General features: G+C 46.5%; 26 protein-coding genes. 10 read left to right on the forward strand and 16 right to left on the reverse strand.

The window, feature by feature from the left end:
• Window positions 1–141 precede the first annotated feature (141 nt).
• Complete coding sequence (locus QUA90_RS09650; RefSeq protein ID WP_333323564.1) at window positions 142–279, reverse strand: hypothetical protein; 138 nt, start codon at window positions 277–279, stop codon at window positions 142–144.
• Between the two features lie 34 nt (window positions 280–313).
• Between QUA90_RS09650 and hemG the strand changes: the two genes are divergently transcribed.
• Complete coding sequence (hemG, locus tag QUA90_RS09655; RefSeq protein ID WP_333445175.1) at window positions 314–1,774, forward strand: protoporphyrinogen oxidase; 1,461 nt, start codon at window positions 314–316, stop codon at window positions 1,772–1,774.
• 92 nt (window positions 1,775–1,866) lie between these two features.
• Here hemG and QUA90_RS09660 read toward each other — a convergent pair whose 3' ends face one another.
• The 5 genes from QUA90_RS09660 to QUA90_RS09680 all read right to left on the reverse strand — a co-directional run bounded on the left by QUA90_RS09660 (window position 1,867) and on the right by QUA90_RS09680 (window position 7,145).
• On the reverse strand, window positions 1,867–2,559 hold the full coding sequence (locus QUA90_RS09660) for a response regulator transcription factor (RefSeq protein WP_333059446.1): 693 nt from the start codon (window positions 2,557–2,559) through the stop codon (window positions 1,867–1,869).
• Window positions 2,560–2,664: 105 nt separating this feature from the next.
• Window positions 2,665–4,941, reverse strand: a complete 2,277-nt coding sequence (locus QUA90_RS09665; protein ID WP_333445177.1) for a hypothetical protein — start codon at window positions 4,939–4,941, stop codon at window positions 2,665–2,667.
• Between the two features lie 430 nt (window positions 4,942–5,371).
• A complete protein-coding gene (gene psb34, locus QUA90_RS09670; protein WP_333103838.1) occupies window positions 5,372–5,539 on the reverse strand; it encodes a photosystem II assembly protein Psb34 in 168 nt (55 codons plus the stop codon).
• Between the two features lie 69 nt (window positions 5,540–5,608).
• A complete protein-coding gene (locus QUA90_RS09675) occupies window positions 5,609–6,652 on the reverse strand; it encodes a thiazole synthase (protein WP_333445180.1) in 1,044 nt (347 codons plus the stop codon).
• Entirely contained in the window at window positions 6,627–7,145 is a 519-nt protein-coding gene (locus QUA90_RS09680; RefSeq protein WP_333445182.1) for a CdiA C-terminal domain-containing protein, read from the reverse strand. Before QUA90_RS09680 ends, QUA90_RS09675 begins: the two co-directional genes overlap by 26 nt.
• Window positions 7,146–7,190: 45 nt before the next feature.
• Between QUA90_RS09680 and QUA90_RS09685 the strand changes: the two genes are divergently transcribed.
• Window positions 7,191–7,892 (forward strand): Crp/Fnr family transcriptional regulator, encoded by a 702-nt coding sequence (locus tag QUA90_RS09685; RefSeq protein ID WP_333445184.1) that lies wholly within the window; start codon window positions 7,191–7,193, stop codon window positions 7,890–7,892.
• A gap of 246 nt (window positions 7,893–8,138) precedes the next feature.
• Here QUA90_RS09685 and QUA90_RS09690 read toward each other — a convergent pair whose 3' ends face one another.
• From QUA90_RS09690 to QUA90_RS09710, 5 genes are all read right to left on the reverse strand, one after another.
• Window positions 8,139–8,474 carry a cupin domain-containing protein gene (locus QUA90_RS09690; protein WP_333445186.1) on the reverse strand — a complete coding sequence of 112 codons (336 nt, stop codon included), beginning with the start codon at window positions 8,472–8,474 and terminating at the stop codon, window positions 8,139–8,141.
• 92 nt (window positions 8,475–8,566) lie between these two features.
• Window positions 8,567–9,346 carry a class I SAM-dependent methyltransferase gene (locus QUA90_RS09695; protein ID WP_333445188.1) on the reverse strand — a complete coding sequence of 260 codons (780 nt, stop codon included), beginning with the start codon at window positions 9,344–9,346 and terminating at the stop codon, window positions 8,567–8,569.
• A gap of 242 nt (window positions 9,347–9,588) precedes the next feature.
• A complete protein-coding gene (locus QUA90_RS09700; RefSeq protein ID WP_333445190.1) occupies window positions 9,589–11,166 on the reverse strand; it encodes a sodium:proton antiporter in 1,578 nt (525 codons plus the stop codon).
• A gap of 19 nt (window positions 11,167–11,185) precedes the next feature.
• On the reverse strand, window positions 11,186–12,121 hold the full coding sequence (locus tag QUA90_RS09705) for a DUF389 domain-containing protein (protein WP_333445192.1): 936 nt from the start codon (window positions 12,119–12,121) through the stop codon (window positions 11,186–11,188).
• A gap of 318 nt (window positions 12,122–12,439) precedes the next feature.
• Window positions 12,440–12,640, reverse strand: coding sequence for a hypothetical protein (locus tag QUA90_RS09710; protein ID WP_333445194.1), 201 nt, complete (start codon window positions 12,638–12,640; stop codon window positions 12,440–12,442).
• A gap of 49 nt (window positions 12,641–12,689) precedes the next feature.
• Between QUA90_RS09710 and QUA90_RS09715 the strand changes: the two genes are divergently transcribed.
• The 4 genes from QUA90_RS09715 to QUA90_RS09730 all read left to right on the forward strand — a co-directional run bounded on the left by QUA90_RS09715 (window position 12,690) and on the right by QUA90_RS09730 (window position 14,008).
• Window positions 12,690–13,100: an MAPEG family protein gene (locus QUA90_RS09715; protein WP_333085194.1), complete on the forward strand. Its 411-nt coding sequence runs from the start codon at window positions 12,690–12,692 to the stop codon at window positions 13,098–13,100.
• Window positions 13,101–13,287: 187 nt separating this feature from the next.
• On the forward strand, window positions 13,288–13,470 hold the full coding sequence (locus QUA90_RS09720; protein ID WP_333085193.1) for a hypothetical protein: 183 nt from the start codon (window positions 13,288–13,290) through the stop codon (window positions 13,468–13,470).
• The gene (locus QUA90_RS09725; RefSeq protein WP_333445196.1) at window positions 13,439–13,798 is read left to right on the forward strand and encodes a hypothetical protein; all 360 of its coding nucleotides are present in this window, start codon (window positions 13,439–13,441) and stop codon (window positions 13,796–13,798) included. Before QUA90_RS09720 ends, QUA90_RS09725 begins: the two co-directional genes overlap by 32 nt.
• Before the next feature lie 51 nt (window positions 13,799–13,849).
• Window positions 13,850–14,008: a hypothetical protein gene (locus QUA90_RS09730; RefSeq protein WP_333085191.1), complete on the forward strand. Its 159-nt coding sequence runs from the start codon at window positions 13,850–13,852 to the stop codon at window positions 14,006–14,008.
• Between the two features lie 134 nt (window positions 14,009–14,142).
• Here the strand turns inward: QUA90_RS09730 and murD are convergent, their stop codons facing one another.
• Together murD and glyS are read right to left on the reverse strand one after the other, a co-directional pair.
• A complete protein-coding gene (murD, locus tag QUA90_RS09735; RefSeq protein ID WP_333323542.1) occupies window positions 14,143–15,489 on the reverse strand; it encodes a UDP-N-acetylmuramoyl-L-alanine--D-glutamate ligase in 1,347 nt (448 codons plus the stop codon).
• 516 nt (window positions 15,490–16,005) lie between these two features.
• Window positions 16,006–18,168 carry a glycine--tRNA ligase subunit beta gene (gene glyS / locus QUA90_RS09740; protein WP_333445198.1) on the reverse strand — a complete coding sequence of 721 codons (2,163 nt, stop codon included), beginning with the start codon at window positions 18,166–18,168 and terminating at the stop codon, window positions 16,006–16,008.
• Between the two features lie 157 nt (window positions 18,169–18,325).
• On the opposite strand from glyS, the gene QUA90_RS09745 reads away from it, so the two are divergent.
• Window positions 18,326–19,453, forward strand: a complete 1,128-nt coding sequence (locus QUA90_RS09745) for a HetZ-related protein 2 (protein ID WP_333323539.1) — start codon at window positions 18,326–18,328, stop codon at window positions 19,451–19,453.
• Window positions 19,454–20,057: 604 nt separating this feature from the next.
• Complete coding sequence (locus tag QUA90_RS09750) at window positions 20,058–21,125, forward strand: hypothetical protein (RefSeq protein WP_333323537.1); 1,068 nt, start codon at window positions 20,058–20,060, stop codon at window positions 21,123–21,125.
• Window positions 21,126–21,387: 262 nt separating this feature from the next.
• Here the strand turns inward: QUA90_RS09750 and QUA90_RS09755 are convergent, their stop codons facing one another.
• The 3 genes from QUA90_RS09755 to trpB form a co-directional block, all read right to left on the reverse strand.
• Window positions 21,388–22,020 (reverse strand): ribonuclease D, encoded by a 633-nt coding sequence (locus tag QUA90_RS09755; protein ID WP_333323649.1) that lies wholly within the window; start codon window positions 22,018–22,020, stop codon window positions 21,388–21,390.
• A gap of 118 nt (window positions 22,021–22,138) precedes the next feature.
• Window positions 22,139–22,645, reverse strand: a complete 507-nt coding sequence (locus QUA90_RS09760; RefSeq protein WP_333445200.1) for a CAP domain-containing protein — start codon at window positions 22,643–22,645, stop codon at window positions 22,139–22,141.
• Window positions 22,646–22,714: 69 nt separating this feature from the next.
• Window positions 22,715–23,953 (reverse strand): tryptophan synthase subunit beta, encoded by a 1,239-nt coding sequence (gene trpB, locus QUA90_RS09765; protein ID WP_333445202.1) that lies wholly within the window; start codon window positions 23,951–23,953, stop codon window positions 22,715–22,717.
• 240 nt (window positions 23,954–24,193) lie between these two features.
• Between trpB and QUA90_RS09770 the strand changes: the two genes are divergently transcribed.
• A complete protein-coding gene (locus tag QUA90_RS09770; RefSeq protein ID WP_333445204.1) occupies window positions 24,194–24,562 on the forward strand; it encodes a translation initiation factor in 369 nt (122 codons plus the stop codon).
• 152 nt (window positions 24,563–24,714) lie between these two features.
• Window positions 24,715–25,308, forward strand: coding sequence for a recombination mediator RecR (gene recR / locus QUA90_RS09775; RefSeq protein WP_333085182.1), 594 nt, complete (start codon window positions 24,715–24,717; stop codon window positions 25,306–25,308).
• Window positions 25,309–25,573 lie beyond the last annotated feature (265 nt).

Here is a 25,573-nt window from a genome sequence, read left to right on the forward strand (position 1 = left end):
ATAGTATTTTTGGGAATATACCTTAATTAGAGCAGATGCTCTTTTTTTAAACCAGACCCAGCGGAGACAAAAGCGAGATGGAGAGGCGGGGAGACGGGGAGGTGGGCAGAGGTTCTCATCCACAACCTGCGAGAAAAATGCTTAAGAAATGCCGGAAAGCTTACCGATTCCCAATTCCCAATTCCCGATTCCCAATCCCCGATTCGCAATTCCCAATTCGGTAATCTGAAAGCGGTTTGGCAGTACGCCCAGCAAAGAACGCAAGCCGTGCAAAGCCATGTAACATAAAGATTGCGATATTTTTCTATGTAATATGGAACTATTAGATACCTTGATTGTGGGTGCGGGTATTAGCGGTTTGAGTTTGGCGCACGCACTTCACAAGGAAGCAACGAATCCATCCTCGCTAAAGATTTTAGTCGCTGAGAGTCAGGGACGTGTGGGCGGGAACATCACCACTGTGACAGCCGAAGGGTTTCTCTGGGAGGAGGGCCCGAACAGTTTTTCGCCGACGCCGGAATTGATGAAGTTGGCTGTGGATGTGGGATTGAAGCAAGAGTTGATTTTTGCCGATCGCAAATTGCCTCGTTTTGTGTATTGGCAAAAAAAGCTGCAACCGGTGCCGATGACTCCACCGGCGATGATTCAGTCTCAGTTACTGAGTTTTCCGGGAAAACTGCGGGCGTTGTTCGGGGCTTTGGGGTTTGTCGCGCCGGCAATGGGCGCTGGACTTTCGCAGCAGGGTAACGAGGAAACTGTTTCTCAATTTTTCCGCCGTCATCTGGGGACGGAAGTGATGCAGCGGTTGGTGGAACCTTTTGTTTCTGGGGTTTATGCGGGCGATCCGCAACAACTTAGCGCGGCGGCGGCTTTTGGCCGGGTAGCAAAGATGGCTGATCTGGGTGGCGGGCTGATGGCGGGGGCGCTGCTTTCTGCTAGGAAAAGACCGAAGCAAGTGCCTGCAGACCCGAATGTGCCTAAGACTAGGCCGGGGGAGTTGGGTTCGTTCAAACAGGGGTTGAAGGCTTTGCCAGAGGCGATCGCTGCTAAATTGGGCGATCGAGTGAAACTCAACTGGCACCTGACTCGCCTCCAGCGTACACAACGCGAAACTTACATTGCTGTATTCTCCACGCCCGAAGGACAGCAGGAAGTTGAGGCGCGCACCGTGGTTTTGACAACGCCCGCTTACGTTACAGCCGATTTGTTGCAGCCTCTGCAACCGGAAGTTAGCAGTGCTTTACAAGCTTTTACTTATCCTACGGTTGCCTGCGTTGTCTTAGCCTATCCGCATTCTGATCTCAAGGGTAAATTAGTAGGTTTTGGAAATTTAATTCCGAGGGGGCAGGGAATTCGCACTCTGGGGACGATTTGGACATCAAGTTTATTTGCCGATCGCACGCCTGCGGGCTGGCACACTCTCACCAGTTTCATCGGCGGCGCAACAGACTCGGAAATTGGCAATCTTGACTCAGAACAAATCGTTCGGGAGGTGCACCGAGATTTGTCTCGGATTTTGCTGAAACCAGATGTGCCACAGCCAAAAGTTTTAGCGGTGAATGTGTGGAAGCGGGCGATTCCTCAGTACAATTTGGGTCATTTCGATCGCCTGCAACAAATCGATGAAGGCTTAAAATCTTTGCCGGGGGTGTATTTGTGCAGCAACTACGTTGGCGGAGTGGCTTTGGGAGATTGCGTGCGAAGGGGTTTTGATCGTGCACGAGAAGTGGGCGAGTATTTGCAGAACAAACAATCAGATACTCGATCAATCTGAATTCTTGTGTGGGGAGGGCGGGTTTACAAATATCGAGTATGTTAATCCGAGATATTGGTGAACCCGCCCCTAGAGCGGAATGGCGGATGCTACTAGGTTGTTGGCTCAAACTTGTAACCCACCCCCCGGACGGTTTGAATCATCGGCATTTGATTGGGATCTAGTTCAATTTTGCGGCGAATTTGACCGATATGGACATCCACCACGCGATCGGCTCCTACATACTCGTAGTCCCACACTTCATGCAGCAATTCCGATCGCCTCCACACGCGACCGGGTTTGCTAGCCAAACAGTACAGCAGGTCGAATTCTAAAGCAGTCAAAGCAACTATCTGGCTGCCGAGAATTACCTCGCGGCGAACCGGATCTATTAGTAGCTCTCCAAAAGTAAGAGTTTGTTGTTCGGCGGGAGTAACAATGCGTTTGCGCTTCAAAATTGCTGCAACGCGAGCTCCAATCTCTACAAGACTAAAAGGTTTAGTAATGTAGTCGTCAGCACCTTCGGCAAACCCTTTCATTTTGTCAGCTTCATCGGTTCGGGCAGTCAGCATCAACACAAACACACCCGTGCGTCTTTGCATTTCTTGACACAGTTTGTAGCCAGTTGTATCAGGTAAATTTACATCTAGAACTACTAAGTCAGGATTGAGTTGCTCAAATAATTCCAGACCAGTCTGACCGTCCTCGCCAGACTCTACTTGATAACCTTGCTGGCTCAAAAAACGGTGAATCAAATTTCGGATTGCCGGGTCGTCATCAACCACAAGGATTTTTACAGGGGCCATGACCACAAGTTTGCTTGAAGAATTAGGCAAGAATATTCAGCCATAATAATAGAAAACTGGATACAAATCTCGAAAAAATTGAGCTTTTAATAGTTATAGCCCTATTTATAACCTACGCAAAATTTCAGGCAATAAATCTCCAGGAACTTTGGATAAGGCTAAATTTTGGCCTGGCAGCCCACATTCACTATAGAAAGCTCTAATCGTTTTGACAATATAGCTCAATGCTGTTTGCCGGGAATCAGCAGCTTGGGAGTTTGCCGCGGCTTGCAAGTTGAGTTTATCCCCATATGTTAACCCTTTGTCATTGAGATTTTGTCCCCATTCGGCACACACTTGCAACTGGTGGTGCAGTGCTGCTTCTAGATGGCTTGTCTGTGCGACTTTGTTAGCGGCGAAATCTGGGTCGGTGGCTAGTTGATAGTGGGCTAGTCCGAGATTGTTACGGGCGGCCAAGGCGTCAAAAGTGAGTTTGGTTCGATCGATCTCTCCGGCGATATCCAGGGCGGCTTCGTAGGCGGTAATCGCCTGCTGCAATGATTCCGTCCGCCCCTGTTTCTGCTGCTGAAACTGGTTCGCCAAATGCCAATAAGCGGTACCGAGATTATTGTAGGTGGCCGCGGCTGCTGCGGGTACTAATTCGCGGGTGCGGTATTTCAATGCTTCGCGGTAGGCGGAAATCGCCGTGACTAGCAGGGGTTCTGAGGGTTCGTGCTGGGCGAGGTTCCAGCAGGCGGTACCGAGGTTGTTTTGTACTCCGGCATAGTTGAGGGGTTCTCGTTCGGGACTGTAACAGGAGAGGGCTTGGGTGTAAGCTGCGATCGCACTTTTGAGATATACGATCGGCTCACCATCTTGAGCTAAATTCCAGTATGCTGTCGCCAAATTATTCTGAGCAGCAGCGTACTGCTGAGGCTCCACGGCGGGGTCTAGATCCAGCAGCGCTTGTTGGTAAGCTGCAACTGCGTGCTGCAAGTTCTCTGTCTTGTCTCGATAGCGAGCTAAATCTGCCGAGGCGATTCCCAAATTTTTGTTTAATCTAACGCGGGTTTGGGGTACGGTTTCAGCATCTGTTCGGTTCAAACCTTCAAGGTAGAGGGCGATGCTGCGTTCAAGGCTGGATACTGGATCTGAGGCGTTGAGGGCATTAGTGCGATCGCGTGACAGCATCCAGTAGAGAGTGCCGAGATCGTTGAGCAGATCGGAAATTGGCGGTAGGCTGTTGGACTCCTGGGCGTACAGAGTTAAATTTTCTGTCAATTGGGCAATCAGTCGCGCGCATTCCTCAGTTAGTGGTTGATTTTGCTGCGAGTTGCTGTCAACTTCGAGATACGCAATCACTTGTTCGATCGCGCGAATGGCGATTGTCAGGTTTTGCTCTGAAACGTCTCCGCCCAGAATGCGATCGCGGTAGTAATTTCCCAAACCGTGATAAGCCAAAGCCAATGCTTCGGAACAACACTGATGTTCTTGCAGCAGTTCGATGTATTGCAGGGTTTGCAGCGGCAGAAAATTCTCCTCTGATGAGGGATTATTTTCGCCTTCCAAATCCTCAGAAGCCGCTGCTAGCACCAAATCTGCCAGTTGGATGGATTTAGAATCTGGCGCTGGGGACGGGGGATGGGAAATTGGCGATGGTTCCTCATCTGTCAGTTGGACGGATTTAGAATCTGGCGCTGGGGACGGGGGATAGGCAATTGGGAATTGTTCGTCGGGAATTGGGGATTGTCCAGACAAAGAAGATATTAAAAGTTTGTTACCAAAATCTCCGCTGTCCCGCAGGTTTCGCAAGTCTCCTGAGTTCTCCAAGTCCTCAAAGTGCCCGAAGTCTCCCTTAGCTGGAGTTGGTTCGCCTTCAAACTCAAATACTCCGGTTCGCCAGTGCCAAAATTCCGGGGCCGATTGTTCGATCGAACTTAGCCAGGGCCGCGACACCCACAGCAACAGAGTAGACTCGCACATTTGCAGGTTTGCTTCGATGTCTCTCAAATAGCTCAGGAACGACCACTGCACGGCTGCTGACTGCCTGGTCAGGTGTTCGGCCCCAAGAATTTGAAATCCCGGCACAGGGCTGTAGCTGCCCCTGTTTTGCGGCGGTGGGTGTTGGGTCAGCCACGCGGCGATCGAACCCCAAGGATTTGGATCGCTCAAGTCGAGTTCCAAACTGACAAATCGGGGGTAGTCGATCGGGGAGCGAGGATCTGAGCCTGCGCTCTCTGCGGCTAATTCTGTCTGCAAGCGGGCTGCCAGACAGTCTCGCAAGCACAAGTCGTCGCAGGCGGCAATAAAAATTTGACGGCGTAAATTGAGGTCGATCGCCTGTTTCAAGCGTTGATAGATCAGCTTGTTTGAGCTAGAAACTTTTTGGGAAGGAATAGACATCAGGAGCAGCCGATTTTAGATTTTAGATTTTAGGTTTTAGGTTTTAGATTTGGGATTGTAGATTTTAGATTGTAGAGTTGAGAGTTGAAATCTCGATCGCTCATAACTCACAACTAAGCCCCGAAGGCAGTCAATCGCACCGGTGATGACTAAAGGATTGTAGATTTTCAATTTGCAATTTTATGTGGGTGACGAACCCGTGTTAGTATTTGCAACCCAAGTCCCTGAACCCGACAGCCAAGAGGAAAACACCAAATTTATGCTGGTCTTATTTAGCTTTCCAGCTCGCTTGGCACGCTTCAGGATTGTCGCAACTACCTGCTTTGTATTGAAACACAAAAACCATGTTTCCTTGGGAAAGGAAAACATGGTTTCTCGAAGGATTATTTAAAATTGCGATTTGAAGCAGCTTTGAGTCTCAGGCCAGTTTTCAGACGGAGGCAGCCACGTACACCAAACCGGCGACTAACATGGCTGCTGCAATACCCAGGATGATGTAGTTGCGTTGCTGATTTTTGTTGGGAGGTACGGCTTCATACACCTTCGGCTCTTTAGCAAAGTTGTTCAGGCGTCCATCGTCATCTTTGATGTAAGGCATCAGTCACAATCCTTAATATTTTTGATGTTTACAACTCTACCAAAAAAGCGCCCAGGAAAATTCAGGAATTTATTTTGAGGTGACAGTGCCTGTTTGGGGGGAAGAGGCGATCGCGTAATCTTTGATCGGCATTCTGCCTGCTAAGTACGCCATCCGCCCCGCTTCTGCTGCCATTCCCATTGCTTTTGCCATTGCCGGGGAATTTTGGGCATTGGCGATCGCGGAATTAATCAACAGTGCATCGGCTCCCATTTCCATTGCTCGCGCCGCTTCGCTGGGCGTTCCGATCCCCGCATCGACAACCACAGGAATATTTACCGTGTCAATAATTATTTGAATGTTGGCCGCATTGTTGATCCCTTGCCCTGAACCGATGGGCGAACCTAAAGGCATGACTGTCGCACAACCGACTTCTTCGAGGCGTTTTGCCAGCAAGGGATCGGCATTGATGTAAGGCAAAACGGCAAAACCTTCTTTAACTAATTGTTCTGCAGCTTCCAAAGTGCCGATCGGATCTGGCAGCAAATATTTAGCATCAGGAATAACTTCTAATTTGACAAAATTATTGTCTTCTTGCCCTAAAAGTTTCGCCATTTCCCGGCCCAAACGAGCTACTCTAATCGCCTCATCCGCAGTTTGACAACCGGCAGTATTTGGCAGCATCCAGATTTTAGTCCAATCAAGAGCCTCTGCCAATCCTTCATGCCCCGGAGCATTTGTTTGCACTCGCCGCACAGCCACGGTAACAATTTCGCACCTGCTAGCGTTGACACTTTGCTGCATTTCTGCGATGCTGCGATATTTTCCCGTCCCCGTCATCAAACGAGAATGAAAAGTTTTGCCTGCAATAACCAGAGGTTGATCAGAGATAGTTAGGGGTGGCGCTATGTGTCCGTGTTTTGGGTCTCCAAAAATAGCATATTCTAGCCCCTTTTCCCATTCTTCTCTGCCTCCAAGCATATTTTCTAGCAGCCAACCTTCTTTATTGGTTAGTTCGTCCCGAGTTACTGCGTAGAGGATCTCTCCAACAATAATCAATCTTGCATCCCGCGGCATATTATTTTTTATACCGTTATTTACAATTTCTTCAAATTCTTGAAAAACGCTGCCCATTTTCCCATTCCTCTCTAGTAATTTTTAGAACAGATTGGTTGTTGAAAACCAAAATGATAGTTTGCATGAGATGCTTAACATCCCAATATATGGCTTGCCTGATGCCTTCGTCTATCTCTCGAATGTCGTAAATTTCTATATTTACGTGAAAAATGACTGCATTTGCACTTTGATTTTTGGCTTTTCCAAACCCTTCTTGTACTCTATTTTTTAAATTACTCGACTCTTTTGTTAATTCCTTAAATTCGCAAATTTGACCGTCAATCTCAGCATCTGGAGTTTTAGTTCCAGACGGTGCTTGCTCGCTCAAAAGTCTAACTCTCTTTCCCATTTTAGCCAAAACTTCAGCGACAAAACTTTCGGAATTATTAAGATTATGGTCTTGGTGGACGAGTACAAATCCGCCAGCTATCTCATCAAAATAATATCGCCGATATTCTGGTTGGGCATTTTCGTAGATGGCTCTGCTTGTCTCGATATATTCTGAATTCACCGTTACTATACTCTCAATGGACTCGGATCGGGTAGAGTTAAATCTATGAAATCAACTGTTGAGCAACTGGCTAAAATAGGAATATTTGCCAGCTTAAACCAAACTGAATTAGAGCGATTGCAAGAACACACAGTAATTTGCAGTTACCGACAGGGAGAAGTTGTGATGTATGAGGGCGATCGCATCCCCGAAAAATTATACACTCTTTTGAGCGGTTCTCTGCGGGTTGCAAAAACAGCGGCGGCGGGCAAAGAAACAATTCTCCGCACTTTGTTTCAGGGAGATATTTTTGCCGCACCTGCTTTGCTAGGCAACGGCATTGCCCCCGCAACGGTGACGGCAGAAACTGATGTGGAAGTTCTTACCACAGAACGGGAAGTTTTGCTAGCAGCAATTCGGGAAAATCCTGAGATTGCCTTGCGAATATTGGCGGTGTTTAATCAGCGGTTGCAGCAACTGCACGAGACAGTGCACGGTTTGGTGTCGGAAAGGGCGATCGTGCGGCTGGCCCGATTTATTCATTACTTTGGCGTCGAGCAAGGTAGGAAAATGGCGGATAATAGTGTATGTTTAGAAAAACGTTTTCCCTACTATCAAATTGCTCGCAGTATTGGAATTACCTACGAAGAATGCGTGCGGTTATTTAAGAAACTCAAGCCGTTTGTTTCCTACAGTCGAGGCGGTAAAATTATTGTATTGGATTGGGAAAAATTGGAGCATATCGCCTCTGGAGATGACATAGACTAAATGTTAAAATCCCAATTTTTGTAGGGGCGGGTTTTACCAACAATTTACGTCTCAAACTAACAATCTCGTAAACCCGCCCCGCCCCAACTGATGATGCTACGGGACATGATTTCACAACCAATATTTGACTGCAACTCACTATATAAAACCGCCCCCATAATCAATTAATTGGGGCGGCTTTATGAGATTATTGATTTTAGGCAAGTATGGTTGATTAAACCCGCCCCCCAAGCAATATTTATGGGATTAATGAGACTCGGAAAGTGTCAAAATAAACGCCAAATTTTCTTCGGCTTTCAAAGCGTGAAGAGCTTGACCGGGCATGAAGACAAATACCCCCGGTTCCAAAACAATATCCTTGCCTTCCAAAGTCAAAATACCCTTTCCTTCTATGACATTAACTGTGGCATTCCGTGCCGAAGAGTGTTCCGAAATTTCCGTTCCGGCAGCCAGACAAAATAAACTGTACTGACAATTCTTGTCTTTGACTAAAATTTTGTTCAGGACTCCGGCGGCGGGATATTCAATTGCGTCTCGGAGTTGGATTGCTGAAGATTGTAGCGGTAAAAGAGTAGTAGTCATAGTTTTTGACAATTAATTAATTTGGTCACAAGTCTCGAATTTATCAGTGGCTTCACTTTCTTCAATCGAAAATCGAAAATCGATTGAGTCGGTTAAGATTGTTTTTTGGCCGAGATAACGATGTAGCCTAGATCCTGTTGGTAATGCTGGAAAACTCGACGCATTGCTAAGATACGATCGCGAATTTGCGATCGACTTAAAATATTCCACACAATCCGCACAGTACCCAAAAGCCCTTCATCTTGCAGCATTCGCGACAAGTTGAGGAGCCCCATCACCCCGCTTTGACACTTTTCTACTTGCAAACCTGCGTTTTGGTAAACAGCAATCCAGCCAGACTCAGACAAAGGCGTTGAATTAGCCCGAGTCACTTCTGATAAAGCTTTTTGAATTTCTGATTCTCGGTTTCTAGCTAAAAGTTCGTGAGAGAGAAACTTGCCGCCTGGTTTTAAACGATCGCAAATTCCCGATACAATTTTAGCTTTCCCCGACGGCGACTGCATTGTCAGGATAGCTTCAGCTAACACCCAATCAAACTGTTGGGAAATCCGATCCAAGTGAAAAATATCTCCTTCCACAATTTCCACTCGATCGCTCAAACCCGCTGCTGCAACATTAGCACGAGCGCGGGCCACACTGTCGGGATTTTTCTCAACTCCCACTACTTTTACGCCAAAACGTTCAGCCAGGGCGATCGAACTATATCCAAAACTAGCAGCCAACTCCAAAACAGTCTCCCCAGGCTGAAAATCCGCCCATTCAAATAACTGTTCCGTAGCAAGTTTCCCCCCCGGCCTCAACATTTTCTTACCCGCCGCGGCCAGAACTTCATGTCCGGGTGCAGTCTTAAAATTGAGAGCAGTATTGGTCATTAAATTGACCTCCTATTTAACCTTACTCTCAGTATGCCAAATTCTGCAGAATCTTTCTATGATCTAGCTCATATTCAAATTATCGTAGGCTGATTAACCCTACAATATCAGGAATTATACCATGTCCGCCCCTCAACAATTCGGACTGTTTTTGATTGCCCACAATGGTTTCAGTCGAAAGCCCAAAACCCGTACTCGTTGTAGTAGAACTTATTTCTGTTAATCCTGCCAACGAATTCGCTTTAAGAAACAATTGTCTCATGCCGCTCTTTAAAACATTGCTGCAACACAGAAACAGGCAGCTCATTCAATTGACCAGCTCGCACAAATTCAGCATAAGTATCAGCCTCTATAGCCTCCAAATCCCCTTCGAGTTTGTCGATAGTCATCTGCTGCAGTTCAGAAGATTGATCGTACATTTGATTGATTTCTGCTTGCAGCAAGTTTAATTTTTCTTGAAGCTGACTCACGAGATGATTAGAAAACTCAGGCTCGATTTTACGATCGCCCGATACATCAGATAGATACTTGAGAACCCGGTTGAGAGCAACACGTTGGGCGATCGCCTGCAGATACTCCTGGCGCAACTCCTGGTTGCCCAACAACCCCAGTTTTTCCAGCAGCGCCTTGGTGGTTAAACCTTGTACTAGCAGCGTAAATAAAACTACACCAAACACGATCGCAATAATTTTTGGTCGATCGGGCAGAACATGGGGTACGCTCAAAGCTAAAGCAATCGATACAGAGCCCCGTAACCCTCCCCACCAAATCACAGTTTGATCTGGCAATGAAATTTTAGATTTTCCTAACCAATTGCTCAACCATCCTAGACCAAAAATAGCGATCGCTCGCGTCACAAACATCGCCACTACAGTTATGCCAATCACTCCTAAATTCGTTCCCAAATCAGCAAACCTAATCTGATCGCCAATCAGCAGGAACATGATCGAATTTACAAAAAACGCCAAAAAATTCCAAAATTGTGTTACCGCAAGTCTGGTACTGGGTTGCATACCGATACGAGAGCCGAAATTTCCAAATATCAAGCCCATCACCACTACACCAATCACCCCAGAACCACCCAATTCCTCAACAATTATATAAGTGCCGTAGGCTGAAACTAAGGTTAACGATTGCTCCACCAAAGGTAAATCAAATGGTTGAGTCAGATAAGAAACTCCAAAACCGATTAAACTGCCGACAACAACCCCAATTCCCACGAAAGCTAAGAAACGCGCAATCAGAATTGGAATGCCAACGTCATCAGTCCCTAGAGAGAATCCCACCAAAAAACTAAAGGCAACAATAGCAATGCCATCATTAAATAAACTCTCACCCTCCACCAGTAACGCTAAGCGTTTTTCAACTCCCAATTCCCGGAACAATGCAATGACTGAAACCGGATCAGTAGCAGAGATACTAGCTCCTACCAACAGAGCTATTGCTAAAGAAACTCCCGCTATTTGGTTGAGAGCAAAAGCCACGCCAGCAACAGAAATAACAACACCCAAAATCGCATAAAGAGCGATCGGCACTAAATCCCGCTTGAGTTTAGGCCATTCCAGATTCCAAGCAGCTTCAAACAACAGAGGCGGCAAAAAAATCAACAGAATTAGTTTCGGTGAAAGCGTCACCAGCCGCACATCTATAAAAGCCAAACCCAACCCAACAATTACTAAAAGCAGCGTGTAGGGAATTTTGCTCAGCCACCCAAAGATTTGGGGCAGCGTTGCCACAGTTAAGGAAACCGCTAGCACTAAGAGAAATTGCTTCAGATTGCCCTCGATCGTCACTTCGTTAATTAGAGTTTCTGGGGTCATAGCATTAGGGATAAAATAGTTAAGGTTTCGATTTCGGTCGGAACTTATCCGGCGTTGAACCCCGCACTTCTTCAACTTGACTGACTTGAAAAATTAGGGTAAATTTTTGACCCATTTCTTTTTCGACAAATGCTTCTAAAAGCTGCACTTGTTTGGGTGTCAAAGCTTCGCTGCTGCGAACAATCAGACGAACCTCCGGCGGTTTTGTCAACCAGTTAGTATCAGTTTTAATCAGTTCCACCCGTTGAAAAGTGATAGTTCGGTTAAGCAGCGCCCGCTTCAGACTGACTTCTAGTTGCGCTTGCTCGATCAATTCCGAAAAACTCACCCCCAGAGGAATCACAAGTATAGCCGTCAATGCTAGCGCCCAAAAGAGGGCTTTACGGGCGCGATGCAGGGGCGTGTAGCCGGCAATTAAAGAAGTTAGCATACAGGAGAGAGTAATCCCCAGCAAATTAGTAAGATACAGGAGGCTTGCTCCCAAACTGAGCGACCAATTAGCTTGAGATAAGCCTAAACCTATAACACAAATTGGCGGCATGAGAGCCACGGCGATCGCAGTTCCCGCCAGAGTAGCAGAAACTTTGGGCTGAACTTTCGCATAGCCGCTGATTCCCCCAGCGGCGATCGCAATTCCTAAGTCTAGTAATGTAGGTTTAGAACGAGCTAGAACTTCGCTCCCAAAGTCGGGAATTTGTATCAAAGCTCCCAAAAAACAAGCTAGAAAAATTGCTAGCAGCGTCCCGACTGATAATGCAATTAAACTTTTGCGGAAGAGGAGAACGTTACCTTCTACGGCTCCAAACGCTAACCCTCGGATTGGCAACATCAGAGGGGCGATGATCATAGCACCGATGATGACGGCCGCACTGTTGGAAAGCAGTCCAAAGGTGGCGATTATACAAGAGCCGAGAATTAAGACAAGATAGTTAATATCTAGGGTTGATTCTTCCAACAAGTCAACTCGTATTTGCTTTAAATGCTCTCTAGGAATCCTGCTCCTGGTGAAACATTTAAGACTGTCTCGAATATTGTTGAGCAAAATAATCTCCTTAAATCGGGGGCTTGTATCCGTATGCAGGTAAGGTCAGTCGATTTGAGATTTGAGATTTTAGATTTTAGATTGCAAATTTTAGATTTTAAATTTACTCCACTGATGAATCTGGTAGCTTGAACAAAAGTCTAAAATTTGGGGCTACCCAGTCGCTTTTAGATTTTAGATTTTAGATTTTAGATTTACTCCACAGATGAATCTAGGAGCTTGAACTAGGGTCTAAAATTTGGGGTGACTCACGAGAAGAGTCGGGGGCTTGTCTCCCTGTGCAGGTGCAGTCAAAAGAATCAAAATCCCAGCCAGCAAGTTTTCGAGGATGTCCCAGAATCCGAAAGCAATTGTCGCGTCGCTAATAGCCAGCAGTTGAATCACATTCCGTGCATGGAATGACGGGAGGGCGATGAATAACGCGATCGACAATTATTGATTTATAATCAAGATATATAGTCCACCCCAATAATACCGAATCATGCTCGCAGAAGCAAACGCCACACTTTGGCCTAGTCTAATTACTGTTTCAGCATTAATTCTCTACTTCGTTGTTACCATCAACGTCGGCAGAGCTAGATTCAAATACAAAGTTTCTCCCCCGCAGATGACAGGAAACCCAGACTTTGAGCGAGTGGTGCGAGTTCAGCAAAATACCTTAGAGCAAATGATTCTATTTTTGCCCTCGCTGTGGCTGTTCTCGCAATTTATCAGCCCAATTTGGGGCGCCGGTATCGGCGCAGTTTGGATAATTGGACGCATTTTGTTTGCTTGGGGTTACTATCAAGCTGCTGAAAAAAGAGCGGCAGGATTTGGCATTAGTACCTTAGCTACTTTAGTTTTGCTTGGTGGGTCTTTAACTGGCATAATTATGTCGCTGCTGAAGGTTTGAGCGTAAATTCCGATCAACATAATTGTTTTTCTACTCGTTTCCAGGCTCAGCCTGGTAACGCAGATCCGGAGGCTCAGCCTCCAATGTTCCTGCTGAAAAACCGAGGCAGAGCCTCTCGACAGCGGTTCCCTGGCAGAGCCAGGGAACCAGTTAAATCCAAGTCTTTCAATCACCTTCAGGAGTAAATATGTCAGAAATCAACAAACCCGTATTTGAAATTAACCCGAAACTTTTTCAGCAGCTTGTCGAGTGGCAAGAAAAACTTGAACAAGAAGATGAATTAGCAAGCGAGTCAGAAGACGAGAAACCAATTGAGGTAAAAAATCCTCCCGACAGTTATGAACAGCATTCTCAAACAGATAATTTCTAGCTGGTGGCTAGCAGCATCTTTTGCATTTCCGGCTGCTGTCTCGGCTCAATCGCTGACAGCCAGCCAAATTCAGCAAGTCAATAGCGGTTTGTTTCGTTCTAACTCTCAAGATTTCTTTCAGCAAGGAAATCGGCAACTGGAAAGGGAAATCGCAACTTTGTTGCAAAAAAAAGTCACTTCCGAAGGCAAGATTCTGGAGATTGATGAAAAATTGCTCTCTCAGCTTTGCAGCCAAGTTAAAATAAATTCGCACAATTTTGACACAGTAAATGCTGCTAATATTGCTGATTTTAAGGCAAAATTAACAGATAGTTGCAGGCAAAATTAAAATAAAAGTGAGGTAAAAATCCAAGTTTTAGTGTAGATGGATAAAGAAGGAATGACCACGTTGAAACTAGCCATGCTAAAAGCGCAAACTGCCGCTCAATTGGCGGCAATAATTATTGATTACACTCATGAGGAAATGATGCTAGTTTTTTATGAGCTAGAATGGGAACAACAGGCGAAAATTAAGGATATTTGGAAGACGGTTAGTTAAAGTAGGCGGAAATCAGATGTTTTAATTTTTAACCGCAGATGTAAGCCGATAGACGCGGATGAACGCAGATTGAATTTGGTTAGTGTTCGCTGTGTATAACAATCTTAATTTGTACACAGCGAACAATGAAATATCTAAACTAGGGATTCGAGGCATAATTGGCGGAAATGATCGCCTCGTTGCTCGAAGTTTTGGTATTGATCGAAGCTAGCACAAGCTGGCGAAAGCAGCACGACTTTAGCGTTGTTCTGTTTGCCTAATTCTGCGGCTCGCGGGATTGCTCGTTCCATTGTTTCGACTATTTCCCAAGCGTTGTAATTTGCTTGTTTGAGCCGATCGGCAAAAATACCTGCCGCATCCCCAATTAGCAACACCCCAGCAGCTTTCGCCTTGATTGTATCAATCCAAGCGCGATCGTCCCCTTCTTTGGCGTCACCGCCCGCAATTAAAATCGCCGGTGGGCTCACAGAAGCTAACCCGACTTGCGCGGCGTCATAATTAGTAGCTTTGCTGTCGTTGATGAAATCTATGCCTTCCCAAGTGCAGATGTGTTCGAGGCGGTGCGAAACTCCGGGGAATTTAGCGATCGCCTGGGCGATCGCACTTTTATCTATTCCCGCTAAATTAGCCGCAGCCACCGCCATTAACAAATTCTGCAAATTGTGTTCTCCCACCATCCGCAAAGAATCAGCAGGCAGAATTTTCTCGCTTTGAGCTATTACCCAACCATCTTGAATATAGGCTCCAAAATCTGTATTTCCCAACAGTTCTTTTTCACCTTTGACACTCGTCCAACACGCATCCGGCCAAACGTCAACTCCTTGCTGGCGCAAACAAGGATCGTCGCCGTTAATTACTTGCAATTCAGACTTTTTGAGCAAATGTGCTTTAATGTTGTAGTAATTTTCTAACGTTTTGTGGCGGCTGAGGTGATCCGGCGTCAAAGTCGTCAAAACTCCGATTCGCGGCGCTACAAATGGCGAGGATTCTATCTGATAGCTGCTGATTTCTGCAATTACCCAATCCGGCGGTTTTTCTGCTAAAGCTAATTCGCACGCAGCATAGCCAATATTGCCGCAAGCGGGAGCGTAAAGCCCGGCCTCTGCAAAAATAGCAGCAATTAAAGCAGTAGTAGTAGTTTTGCCGTTAGTGCCGGTAATTCCCACCCAAGGAGATTTGAGGTAACGCCACGCGAGAGCCATTTCTCCGATTGTTTCAATGCCTAACTCTCTGGCGCGCACTAAGGCTGGACTGTCCCAGGGAACGCCAGGACTTACTACTATTAATTCTATCGATTCGACTGGTTCAAAGGATTTACCTAACTCAACGTTAATTCCTTCGTTAGCAAATTCCTGTTGCTGTTCGAGCAAGTTTGGGGAAGATGAGCGATCGCTCAGCGTTACTTCCCATCCTTCGCGTTTGAGCAGTCTGGCGGCGGCAATTCCTGATTTTCCTAGTCCAATGATATGAGCTATCGGCATAAGTTGTGTGTGTGATGGAGCGAATTTCCCTGGTTTTATAAGTTTATATTTTAACCTTGAATTGGTTATTGACTATTGGCCATTTTGCTTATTTTTTAAGAGAGCGATCGAACTCTGCTGAGACTCGCGCGGTTCGGAAACAATCCTAATAGATGTACTACTTTTATTGGTAAGCTTTAATGTTATTTCGATCCCGATTTTTAACAAGTACGTTTCTCAAGTTGGTTTGCCTACAGGCCCCCTCGTTTTCCCCCAGGCCCGCCAGGGGTTGAAAACCCCTGTCTAACAGCTAAAGTCAGTTAAAACTGACTGAAAAGTATGGTATGTAAGGGTTTCAGTCCTCTTAAGAGGACTTTCGCTTTGAGACGGGGGTTTCAACCCCTGGCGGACTGAAAAGTATGTTATGTCAGGGTTTCAGTCCTCTTAAGAGGACTTTCGCTTTGAGACGGGGGTTTCAACCCCCGGCGGACTGAAGCAGAGGTTTTCAATCCCAGGCGGACTCAAATATTGTCAATTCTAACTTTTCACCATCGCCCCAAAGTCAGCCAACACCCGCGCGTGATTCCGCAGCAGCCCCAGTAAATTCAACCGATTTTGCTTAATTTCCGGGTCAGAATCCATCACCAAAACGCTTTCTGGCCCGTCGAAAAAGTTGCTGACAGTCGGAGCAATTTCCGTCAAACTATCTACTAACTGCTGGTAATTGCGAGTTTGTTTGGATAGCAGCGTTTGCGGCACTAACTGCACGACTGCATCGTAAAAAGCTTGTTCAGACGACTTTTGAAATAAATCTGGTTTCACCGCCGCTTTCGGTTCCAATTCTATTTTATCCAAATCACCTTGAGCCGCCAAACGAGTTGAACGGTTGACTGTTTCGTAAATTAGATCCAAAGTCTGGTTATTGCGGATTTGTTGTAGGAAAAGCGCTCTTTCCAGTGCGTCCAACAAATCTCTCAATGCTCGTTCAGTATATTCTGGGTCATTTTCTCCCAAAACTGCATTCACCAAATCGTAATCTACGTTTTTTTCTTCTTGCAACAAAGTACGAATTCTTTGCAAGAAAAACTCGTATAACTGATCCAGCAAATCCGCCGAGGTTTGCGGGCGGGCTGCGGTAAATTCTGCAACCACTTCTGCGAGCAATTTGTGCAAGTTGACTGGCAACTGAGCCGCCCAAATAATGTTAGTTATTGCATTGGCTGCGCGGCGCAAGGCGAAGGGATCGGATGAACCAGTCGGCAACATTCCCAAGCCGAAGATGCTGACTAATGTATCTAATTTGTCGGCTATTGCGACAACTTGACCTGTGAGAGTTTGGGGCAAATTGTCGCCCGCACCTTTGGGCAAATAATGTTCAAAAATCGCTGTGGCTACTTGTTCCGATTCGCCACTTGCTAAGGCGTATTTCTGCCCCATGATTCCTTGCATTTCGGGAAGTTCGTAAACCATTTGGGTTACAAGGTCGGCTTTGCAAAGTAAGGCTGCTCTGGCTACATCAGCTTGCTCTTCCTCTGTGATTTGCAGTTGATTGACAATTAAACTGGCAATCTTGCACAGCCGATCGACTTTTGCGCGTACTGTCCCCAAATCTTCCTGGAAAGTAACTGTTGCCAACTTTGGCAAATAATCCTCTAGAGGCTTTACCAAGTCTGCTTTATAGAAAAACTGACCGTCTGCCAATCTTGCCCGCACTACTCGCTCGTTACCGGCGGCAATAATCGCGGCTTTAGCAGGATCTCCGTTGGAAATTGTAATGAAATAGGGCAGAAGTTCGGGATAATCTGGGCTTTTGAGGATGGGGAAGTATCGCTGGTTTGTAACAATAATTGTGGTGATTACTTCCGGCGGCAATATCAAAAATTCTTCGTCAAATTTGCCGACAACTGCGTTCGGCCATTCTACTAAGTCGGTGACTTCTTCTAACAAATCTTCGGTAATGTCGGCGTAACCGCCTTGTTTTGTCGCTGCGGCTTCTACTTGTGCTTTAATTTGATTTTTGCGCTGGGTTCGATCGACCTCCACGCAAGCAGCCCGCAGACACTCGACATAATCCTCGGCTTGGGGAATCGAGACCCCTCCCAGGGGTGTAGGGGGGGTGTATAACACCCGGTGTCCTTGGGAAATTCGATCGCTCTTGACCGTATCCGAACCGCTCACCAATGTAATTGGCAGTACAGTATCATCTAACAGTGCCACGAGCGATCGAATCGGGCGCGGAAACTTCAAATCTCCGTCAGCCCACCGCATAAATCTTTTGCCTTCTAACTTATTAATCCACTGCGGCACAAGTTCTGTCAAAATATCCGCTGTCATCCGCCCCGGAATCTTTTTGAGCACAAATACAAAATCGCCTTTATCGGTAGCGCGAACTTCCAAAGCATCAATTTCTACGCCCTGCTTTTTCGCAAAACCTTCCGCTGCTTTCGTCGGTTTGCCATCTTTAAAAGCCGAACTCGCGGGCGGCCCTTTTACCTCTTCTTCTCTGTCTAATTGCTGAACTGGCAGTCCTTTCACGAGAACGGCCAAACGCCTCGGAGTAGCGTATACATTAATTGAGTCATTTGTCAAGGATTCTTCTGCCAGCGTTGCAGGTACAAGTCGCTGCCACTGCTGGGCGCTGCTTGCGACAAAAGATGCGGGCAATTCTTCTGTACCGAGTTCTAATAAAAAGTTAGGCATATCGCACCGTAATGGAATTTTGTTTAGGGTAATTTAAGGTAATTTATCCGATCGCGCGTTGGCGAAGCCCTCGAAGAGGATCGTATATCTGAAAAATACTCAAAAATCCAGGATACCACGTAAAATCGGGGGTGAAAGACAATATTCTCGACAGCCCATGACCTTGGCGGAAAGACTAGGACAAGATTGGAAGTCTCGACTGGAAAAAGATTGCCCGGACGAAAATTCTAGCACTCGCGAGAGTGTTGTCCGGTGGCTGTTGGGAGACAATCCCGAAAGATTTGACACTCTTAGCCCAACTCAATTGTCTGTCGCCTCTGGCGCGATCGACTTTTTATATCGAATTTTGATTTCTCGATATCTGGGAGTACCCCCAGAAAAAGCTTACCGCAACTTAATCGGGCGGCTCGGCGGTTTAGTTGTGCTCCGGCAAAAAATCCAAGCGTGGGTTTCCCTGAGTCGCGACAGACAGCGGAGTGCGGTGGAGGTACTGCAAGAAGTGATTCAGGAAATGCTCAATTCCGATCGCTACCTGCAGCAGCAAGTCGCCTGGATTGCCGAATGCACCTCAGACAGACGCCTGCGAAATGCTTTGCTGCTAGCGAGCACAGAAGAATACTGCTTGCGGCCGATCCGCAACCAGCCGCTGCTGGTGTACCGTTTTGTCAACTACCTGCGGCGTGCTCAGCGCGGCGGGTTGACGCAAGTGCCTGCTGGAGACTGGGTGCGGCTGGTGTCGGAACAGGTTCTACCCGACGATACAGACGAACCGCTCAGCCTGCTAGACGAACAGGCGATGTCCGAGTATCGAGAAAATCAAGCTTGGGAAGAGCAGCAAACTCAGCGGCAGATTGTCCAACAAGAATTTGAGAATTACTTGGCCGCTGAAGTCGATCCGCTGGCTTCCCGGTGGCTGCAGCTTTACCTGCAAGGTCGTTCCCAAGAGGCAATTGCCGAGGAGTTGAATGTTCCAATCAAGCAAATTTACCGCTTGCGAGAAAAAGTTAGTTACCACGCGATTCGGGTTTTTGCGGTCAAACAAGCACCGGAATTAGTCGCCAACTGGCTGGAAACTTCGCTCCAAGAACACAGTTTGGGCTTGACTCCCGCCCAGTGGCAGCAATATTTACAAGACCTCACACCGGTGCAGCGGCAGTTGGTAGAATCGTTGAAAGCAGGGAAAAGTGTAGAGACGATCGCATCTGAATTAAAACTGAAAACCAATCAAGTCATCGGCGAGTGGAGCAAACTCTATTTAGCAGCTCAATCGCTCCGCAACGAGTAGATTGGTAATGGGTGGCGGGCAATTGCTAATTGTTAATGGGCGGTAGCATTTTTCAGAATCCGCGCTACAAATCAATTCCCCAAAAGCCACAGAGTGCTGCGAGTTTCCCCGTGGAAAACCGCGCCATGCCCCTTGTATCAATTCAGGTTAGATCGATCGGGATATCGTAGCGCTGCCGTGACGATCGCGCTCCAAAACGCTCACAGTTAACTCTCTGAGGTAAGATACTAGCAGCACGATCGACTTTTCAGGCTTTTTTAGCCAATCCTCTATTCAGCGGTAGCCCGTAAATCATCGGTTGTGGTGCATCTCTAATACTTGTGCATTAAAGATATAATTCTATTGTTGCCAGCCACGGGCATCAACATCGGGCGATCGATGATAGTGGGTCTAGAGTGCGCCAGTCATCATCTAGTTCTCCATCTTTTGGTAGAATTTGAGGCTGCAATACAGAAGGGAGAAAATTCTGGGACTAAGAATTTTTATTTAAGAAAAGCTTCCGGTTGTTAGGCCAATTCCTCCGTCAGGGAAGTTGCAGCGTTTAATTTTATCGCATCAGGTTGGTGCGTCGCGCTCGATCGCGCTTCCAACTACAAAGCAGCTAATGGTACATACATCTTCAACACACTCGGCAGCTACAATGGACTCCGATCGAATATTTCACCTAATCGACACTGTTGTCCCCTTTGAAGCTTGCCTTTATTATCAAGTTTTGCCTTTATCTCTAGAAGGTAATCTGTTTAAATTGGGCGTAGTCGATGCCCAAGATGACTCCGCCTTGGACTACGTGCAGCGGATTTTAGCTTACATGAATTGCTCAGTCACAACAGAGCCAATTGCCTCGGAAACTCAGCGCTCGATGCTCTCAGCTTACTTGCTGCACGGGAACCAACTCCGAGAACCGAGCCAGACAGAAACCGCTGCAGCCCCAACAGCCAAAAAATCCGCACCAGCAACTTCAGGCCCCAATGCAGCAACGCTGCTGTCTGTGCCAGAACCCTCGATGCCCCCTCCTGAGCCGTTTAAACCTGCTGCCGCTGAGGTTCCCCCGACACCGACACAGCTATCGGTTTTGAATGTCGAGGCCTTGCACTTGTCAAGCCAAGTGGAAGTTTTGGCAACTTTGCCCGCGCCCCAACTCCTACAAGAATTGCTCGGTAGAGTGCTGCGAGAGGGTATCGGTCGCCTGTTTTTTGAGCGGCACCAGTCCCAAGGTCGCATTCTTTGGAGTCAAGATGGCGTTTTGAAATCGATGCTCGAAGGTATTGATATCGTCCTTTTCCAAGAGGTCATCGACGAGTTGAAGCGGCTGACAGATATGCCTGTTTGCCCGGTGGAACAGCCCAAACAAGTCGAAGTTGAGCGCATATATCAAAACACTCATTTGCTGTTGCGCTTGCGGGTAATGACGGTGGGTGGCAAGGAAGAAGCCACCCTGCAAGTTTTGCGGGGGGCAGCTTTGAGGTTTTACCAGCAGCAGCAATTGTCTACTTTGAGTCGGGACGCACTGCGGCTGGCCGAAGAATTGCAGCGGAAAGTGAATCAAATTCGCGATCGAACTCGGCTTTCTCCTGTGCCTTTAGAGGGGTTGCCCGCTTTGGAACAGGTGATTAGAAATGTTGACGACCAAATTGAAGCTTTACTGCACGAACACAATCCCGATCAGTCCTAATCAGCCATAGATCACTGTTTTGAATTTTTTTTAACTCACATCAAGTCCGGTCAAATAATAATAATTATGTTTGTAGTGAGGACTAAATTCCGAGCGAGTTTTATGATAACTCAAGTCTTCACTACAAACCAATTTGATGGCAGTTCTGCGAGGTGACAGAATATTATACCAGTTCCAAAAAAGAATGCAATTGTATGCTCGTGTTCTAAACCCTGGTAGTCATCAGTCATTGCCAATCTAAAATCTAAAATCTAAAATAGTATTAGCCGTGCTCGAAAACATTGTTGTACTGCAATAAATCCAAACTCACAAAAACTGGCAAACACTGAAAACATTGCTGTGCAATTTCCCAGCGTTCTTCTCGCTGCAACATAGCAGTCAACTTTTGTTTAGCGCTCAGCAAATAGCGGACATCGTTAGCAGCATAATTTAGTTGATCGTCCGAAAGATTAGTCGCATTTCCCCAGTCGGAACTTTGAGATGTTTTATTTAATTCTACCTTTTCGAGTTCTAGAATTAATTCTTTCAATCCGTGTTTGTTGGTATAAGTTCTAGCAAGTTTACTAGCTAGCTTGGTGCAGAAAACTGGTGCAATGTCAATACTTAAATTGTAACGCATTGTTGCCATATCAAAGCGCGCAAAATGAAATACTTTCTCAATATTTTCGGCTTCCATTAACTTCTTTAAATTCGGTGCTGCTGTCTGGCCTTTGGCAATCCGCACCACTGCAACTTTACCTTCGGGATTGCACAACTGAACCAAACACAAGCGATCGCGCCAAGGTAGCAAACCCATTGTTTCCGTATCAACCGCGATCGCCGGCGCAGTCAAATAATAAGATAAGAGAGAATCGGGAATATCACCATCGCACACTTGAAAATCTGCAAATTCCATTATTGGTAACTGTTGACTGTTGACTGTTGACTGTTGACTGTTGGCTGTTGACTGTTGACTGCCTTCTTCCTTCTTCCCTCTTCCCTCTTCCCTCTTCCTTCTTCCTTCTTCCTTCAAATTATCGACTGCGAACAAAAAGCTGAGTAAAATAATACTCGCCTTTGGCATTTTTCGCAACCCCAATACCTGTCACATTAAACTGACCCTCCATATTTTTACGGTGGCCGTCACTTTTAATCCAACCCTCAACAGCATTGCGTACCGGGTCGTTGTAGCCAAAATTGTAAGCAAGATTTTCAGCTACACTTTGATAAGGAATGGTAATTGCTTTCGCCCGCCCCTCAAATCCATCGTGGCTAAAACTGACTTTACCCTTAGCCATATTTTCGCTGTGAATTCTTGCTATCTGAGTGATTCGCGGATCGATACTCAGCGGTGGCAACTTTTTAGATGCTCGGTATTGATTTATCTGTTGGTTAACCGCTTTTTCTAAGTCAGTAATAGCACTGGAAGCAACATTAGTATTCATGGGAGTTTGTGGCAGCGATCGCATAGGAATGGAGGTGTCACACTTAGGCAGGATTGTCAACAATCCCAAGCAAATCGAAATCAAACCTTTGGACATGAAATCAAACGAGAAATAAAGTTAATTGTTACCAATTCCTACAGAGCGATCGCCCCACATTCCGCTAGCCTAGATATTCAGAACCTTCGCTACAGTGTTCACGTCTTTGTCGCCGCGTCCGGAACAGTTAAGCACAATGCGCGGATTGCCTGTTAGCTGCGGGCACAGAGTCTCCAAATAGGCGATCGCATGAGAAGTTTCCAAAGCTGGAATAATCCCCTCCAACTGCGAAAGCCGCTGAAATGCTTCCAGCGCTTCTGCATCAGTTACGCTATAATATTCAGCCCTGCCCGCATCCTTCAAATAACTGTGTTCCGGCCCCACACCCGGATAATCCAAACCTGCACTAATCGAATGCGGCTCGATTACTTGACCTTCATTATCTTGCAGCAAATAACTCATCGCCCCGTGTAGAACTCCCACACTTCCCTTAGTCAAAGTAGCAGCGTGTTTATCAGTTTCCACACCTTCGCCCGCCGCTTCAATACCGATCAATCTGACAGTTTCTTCCCCGACAAACTCATGGAAAAGACCCATTGCATTAGAACCGCCGCCGACGCAAGCTAATAAAATATCCGGCAAACCGCCCCACTTTTCCTGACACTGAGCGCGCGTTTCTTCACCAATTACCGCATGGAAATCGCGTACCATCATCGGGTAAGGATGCGGGCCCGCCACGGAACCGAGGATGTAATGAGTTGTTTCGACATTTGTCACCCAGTCGCGAATTGCTTCGGAAGTCGCATCTTTCAGCGTTCCCGTACCCGCAGCCACCGGCCGCACTTCGGCTCCCATCAAGCGCATTCTAAACACATTTAAAGCCTGTCTTTCCATGTCGTGAACGCCCATGTAGACAACGCATTCTATACCGAAACGAGCGCAAACTGTGGCAGTAGCAACGCCGTGTTGACCAGCACCAGTTTCAGCAATTACGCGCTTTTTGCCCATACGTTTTGCTAACAATGCTTGAGCTAAAGCGTTGTTAATTTTGTGAGCTCCGGTGTGGTTTAAATCTTCGCGTTTGAGGTAAATTTGCGGGCCAGTTCCGTCTGCTTTAGCGTAGTGTTCGGTGAGGCGCTCGGCAAAATACAAAGGGCTGGGGCGGCCGACATAATCTTTGAGCAATTGTTGGAGTTGCTGTTGAAATTCCGGTTCGCTGCGGTATTTGTGGAAAGCGGCTTCTAGTTCAAATAAAGCGGGCATCAGAGTTTCGGGGACATATTTGCCACCGAATTTGCCGAATCTGCCGAGGGAGTCGGGGCGTTGGGCGCTGGTTTCGGAAGTGAGATGCAGGGGGGTGACTGTCATTTGATTTTAGATTTTAGATTTTAGATTTTTTAGATTCACGGGTAAGCTAGAGGCTTGGTGTTGATCGTACCAAATTGGTTGTGGACTGGAGGCGATCGAACAAATTTCATTATAATTCCTTGAACGCTTGACGGGCTAATACAATAAGTAGAAGATAGATGGCATTCCGAGCGATCGCAACCATACCCCAATCCGCTAAAACTAGAAATAGCAGTAAAAAAAGTTCAAGCATCTTAACCTATGGCAGCATCCAAACGCAAAGATTCTGACAGCAAAACAACCGAGGGCAAACGAATAGTTTACTCCGAATTCGGCAACGTTGACAACTCGGCAGCCCTCCAACGGGGAATTGCCGAAGTTCCCCCCAATCAACAAAACCTCAAAATCGAAGCATCCCGAAAAGGACGCGGCGGCAAAACAGTTACAGTCATCAGCGGCTTTCAGGAAAAACCCGAAACATTAGCAACTTTAGCCAAGCAGCTAAAAGCCCAATGCGGTACTGGCGGCACAGTCAAAGATAATGAAATCGAAATTCAAGGCGAACACAAGCAAAAGCTGCTAGAAATTATCACAAAGTTAGGCTACCAAGCTAAAATTAGTGGAGGGTAAATTAGTCAATAATCATCAGTGTATGGGCGGGGCTGGTTTATGATATACTTAGTTTTAAACATAGATGGTTGGTAAAACCCGCCCCTACATCGCACAAATTATATTGTCGCGAATCAACCAGAAATGATATTACCAATTACCGCCAATTTTTAATGTACACTCGACCTTTAGCTCGTTTAATCGAACAATTGCAGCGCTTGCCCGGAGTCGGCCCAAAAACAGCCCAGCGGCTCGCTTTACATATTTTGAAGCGACCGGAAGAAGAAGTGCAAGCCCTAGCTAAATCTTTGATTGATGCCAAACAGCAAGTAGGTTTCTGTCAAGTATGCTTTCACTTATCTGCTGACCCTGTTTGCGAAATTTGCCGCAATCCCAACCGCGACAGTCATACCATTTGTGTAGTGTCAGAATCCCGCGATGTAATCGCTTTAGAAAAAACGCGGGAATACATGGGTAAATATCACGTTGTTGGCGGCGTTATCTCGCCGATGGATGGAATTGGTCCGGAACAATTGAACATTCAACCATTAGTCCGGCGCGTCAGCCAGCAAAAGGTTAAGGAAGTAATTATTGCTATTAGTCCCAGCGTGGAAGGCGAAACTACTACTCTTTATATCGGTCACTTATTAAAACCTTTTACCCTAGTGACACGCATAGCTTTTGGTTTGCCGATGGGGGGAGATTTGGAATATGCCGATGAAGTTACATTGGCTCGTGCTTTGGAAGGAAGGAGGGAGTTAGATTAGTTGAAAACGGGTGGTGATACCTGATTTAAAAATAAGAGAAACGAACCGCGAAGACGCCAAGGGCACGTTCGGCGAAGCCGTTCCCGTTCCCCGCAGGGGTTCCCGAAGGGTAGGGTAGGAAGAGAAGAGAGGATGAAGAGTTTACAATTGATGCGACGAGAGCTATATTCTAAGCTTCTGCGATTGCTTCGCTCAGGCTCGCAATGACAAAATTGTAAGAGATGAAACCCGCGTCGGCGGGTTTTGTGTGTGTAGCGACAGGTTT

Origin of the sequence: Microcoleus sp. D3_18_C4, assembly GCF_036702355.1 — a bacterium.
Classification (GTDB): Bacteria; Cyanobacteriota; Cyanobacteriia; order Cyanobacteriales; family Microcoleaceae; genus Microcoleus.

Bases quoted from the DNA above. Each gene is read 5' to 3' on its own strand.
- QUA90_RS09650 (WP_333323564.1), bottom strand. From the start codon at position 279: ATGGCTTTGCACGGCTTGCGTTCTTTGCTGGGCGTACTGCCAAACCGC.
- hemG (WP_333445175.1), top strand. From the start codon at position 314: ATGGAACTATTAGATACCTTGATTGTGGGTGCGGGTATTAGCGGTTTG.
- QUA90_RS09660 (WP_333059446.1), bottom strand. From the start codon at position 2,559: ATGGCCCCTGTAAAAATCCTTGTGGTTGATGACGACCCGGCAATCCGA.
- QUA90_RS09665 (WP_333445177.1), bottom strand. From the start codon at position 4,941: ATGTCTATTCCTTCCCAAAAAGTTTCTAGCTCAAACAAGCTGATCTAT.
- psb34 (WP_333103838.1), bottom strand. From the start codon at position 5,539: ATGCCTTACATCAAAGATGACGATGGACGCCTGAACAACTTTGCTAAA.
- QUA90_RS09675 (WP_333445180.1), bottom strand. From the start codon at position 6,652: ATGGGCAGCGTTTTTCAAGAATTTGAAGAAATTGTAAATAACGGTATA.
- QUA90_RS09685 (WP_333445184.1), top strand. From the start codon at position 7,191: ATGAAATCAACTGTTGAGCAACTGGCTAAAATAGGAATATTTGCCAGC.
- QUA90_RS09690 (WP_333445186.1), bottom strand. From the start codon at position 8,474: ATGACTACTACTCTTTTACCGCTACAATCTTCAGCAATCCAACTCCGA.
- QUA90_RS09695 (WP_333445188.1), bottom strand. From the start codon at position 9,346: ATGACCAATACTGCTCTCAATTTTAAGACTGCACCCGGACATGAAGTT.
- QUA90_RS09700 (WP_333445190.1), bottom strand. From the start codon at position 11,166: ATGACCCCAGAAACTCTAATTAACGAAGTGACGATCGAGGGCAATCTG.
- QUA90_RS09715 (WP_333085194.1), top strand. From the start codon at position 12,690: ATGCTCGCAGAAGCAAACGCCACACTTTGGCCTAGTCTAATTACTGTT.
- QUA90_RS09720 (WP_333085193.1), top strand. From the start codon at position 13,288: ATGTCAGAAATCAACAAACCCGTATTTGAAATTAACCCGAAACTTTTT.
- QUA90_RS09725 (WP_333445196.1), top strand. From the start codon at position 13,439: ATGAACAGCATTCTCAAACAGATAATTTCTAGCTGGTGGCTAGCAGCA.
- QUA90_RS09730 (WP_333085191.1), top strand. From the start codon at position 13,850: ATGACCACGTTGAAACTAGCCATGCTAAAAGCGCAAACTGCCGCTCAA.
- murD (WP_333323542.1), bottom strand. From the start codon at position 15,489: ATGCCGATAGCTCATATCATTGGACTAGGAAAATCAGGAATTGCCGCC.
- glyS (WP_333445198.1), bottom strand. From the start codon at position 18,168: ATGCCTAACTTTTTATTAGAACTCGGTACAGAAGAATTGCCCGCATCT.
- QUA90_RS09745 (WP_333323539.1), top strand. From the start codon at position 18,326: ATGACCTTGGCGGAAAGACTAGGACAAGATTGGAAGTCTCGACTGGAA.
- QUA90_RS09750 (WP_333323537.1), top strand. From the start codon at position 20,058: ATGGTACATACATCTTCAACACACTCGGCAGCTACAATGGACTCCGAT.
- QUA90_RS09755 (WP_333323649.1), bottom strand. From the start codon at position 22,020: ATGGAATTTGCAGATTTTCAAGTGTGCGATGGTGATATTCCCGATTCT.
- QUA90_RS09760 (WP_333445200.1), bottom strand. From the start codon at position 22,645: ATGTCCAAAGGTTTGATTTCGATTTGCTTGGGATTGTTGACAATCCTG.
- trpB (WP_333445202.1), bottom strand. From the start codon at position 23,953: ATGACAGTCACCCCCCTGCATCTCACTTCCGAAACCAGCGCCCAACGC.
- QUA90_RS09770 (WP_333445204.1), top strand. From the start codon at position 24,194: ATGGCAGCATCCAAACGCAAAGATTCTGACAGCAAAACAACCGAGGGC.
- recR (WP_333085182.1), top strand. From the start codon at position 24,715: ATGTACACTCGACCTTTAGCTCGTTTAATCGAACAATTGCAGCGCTTG.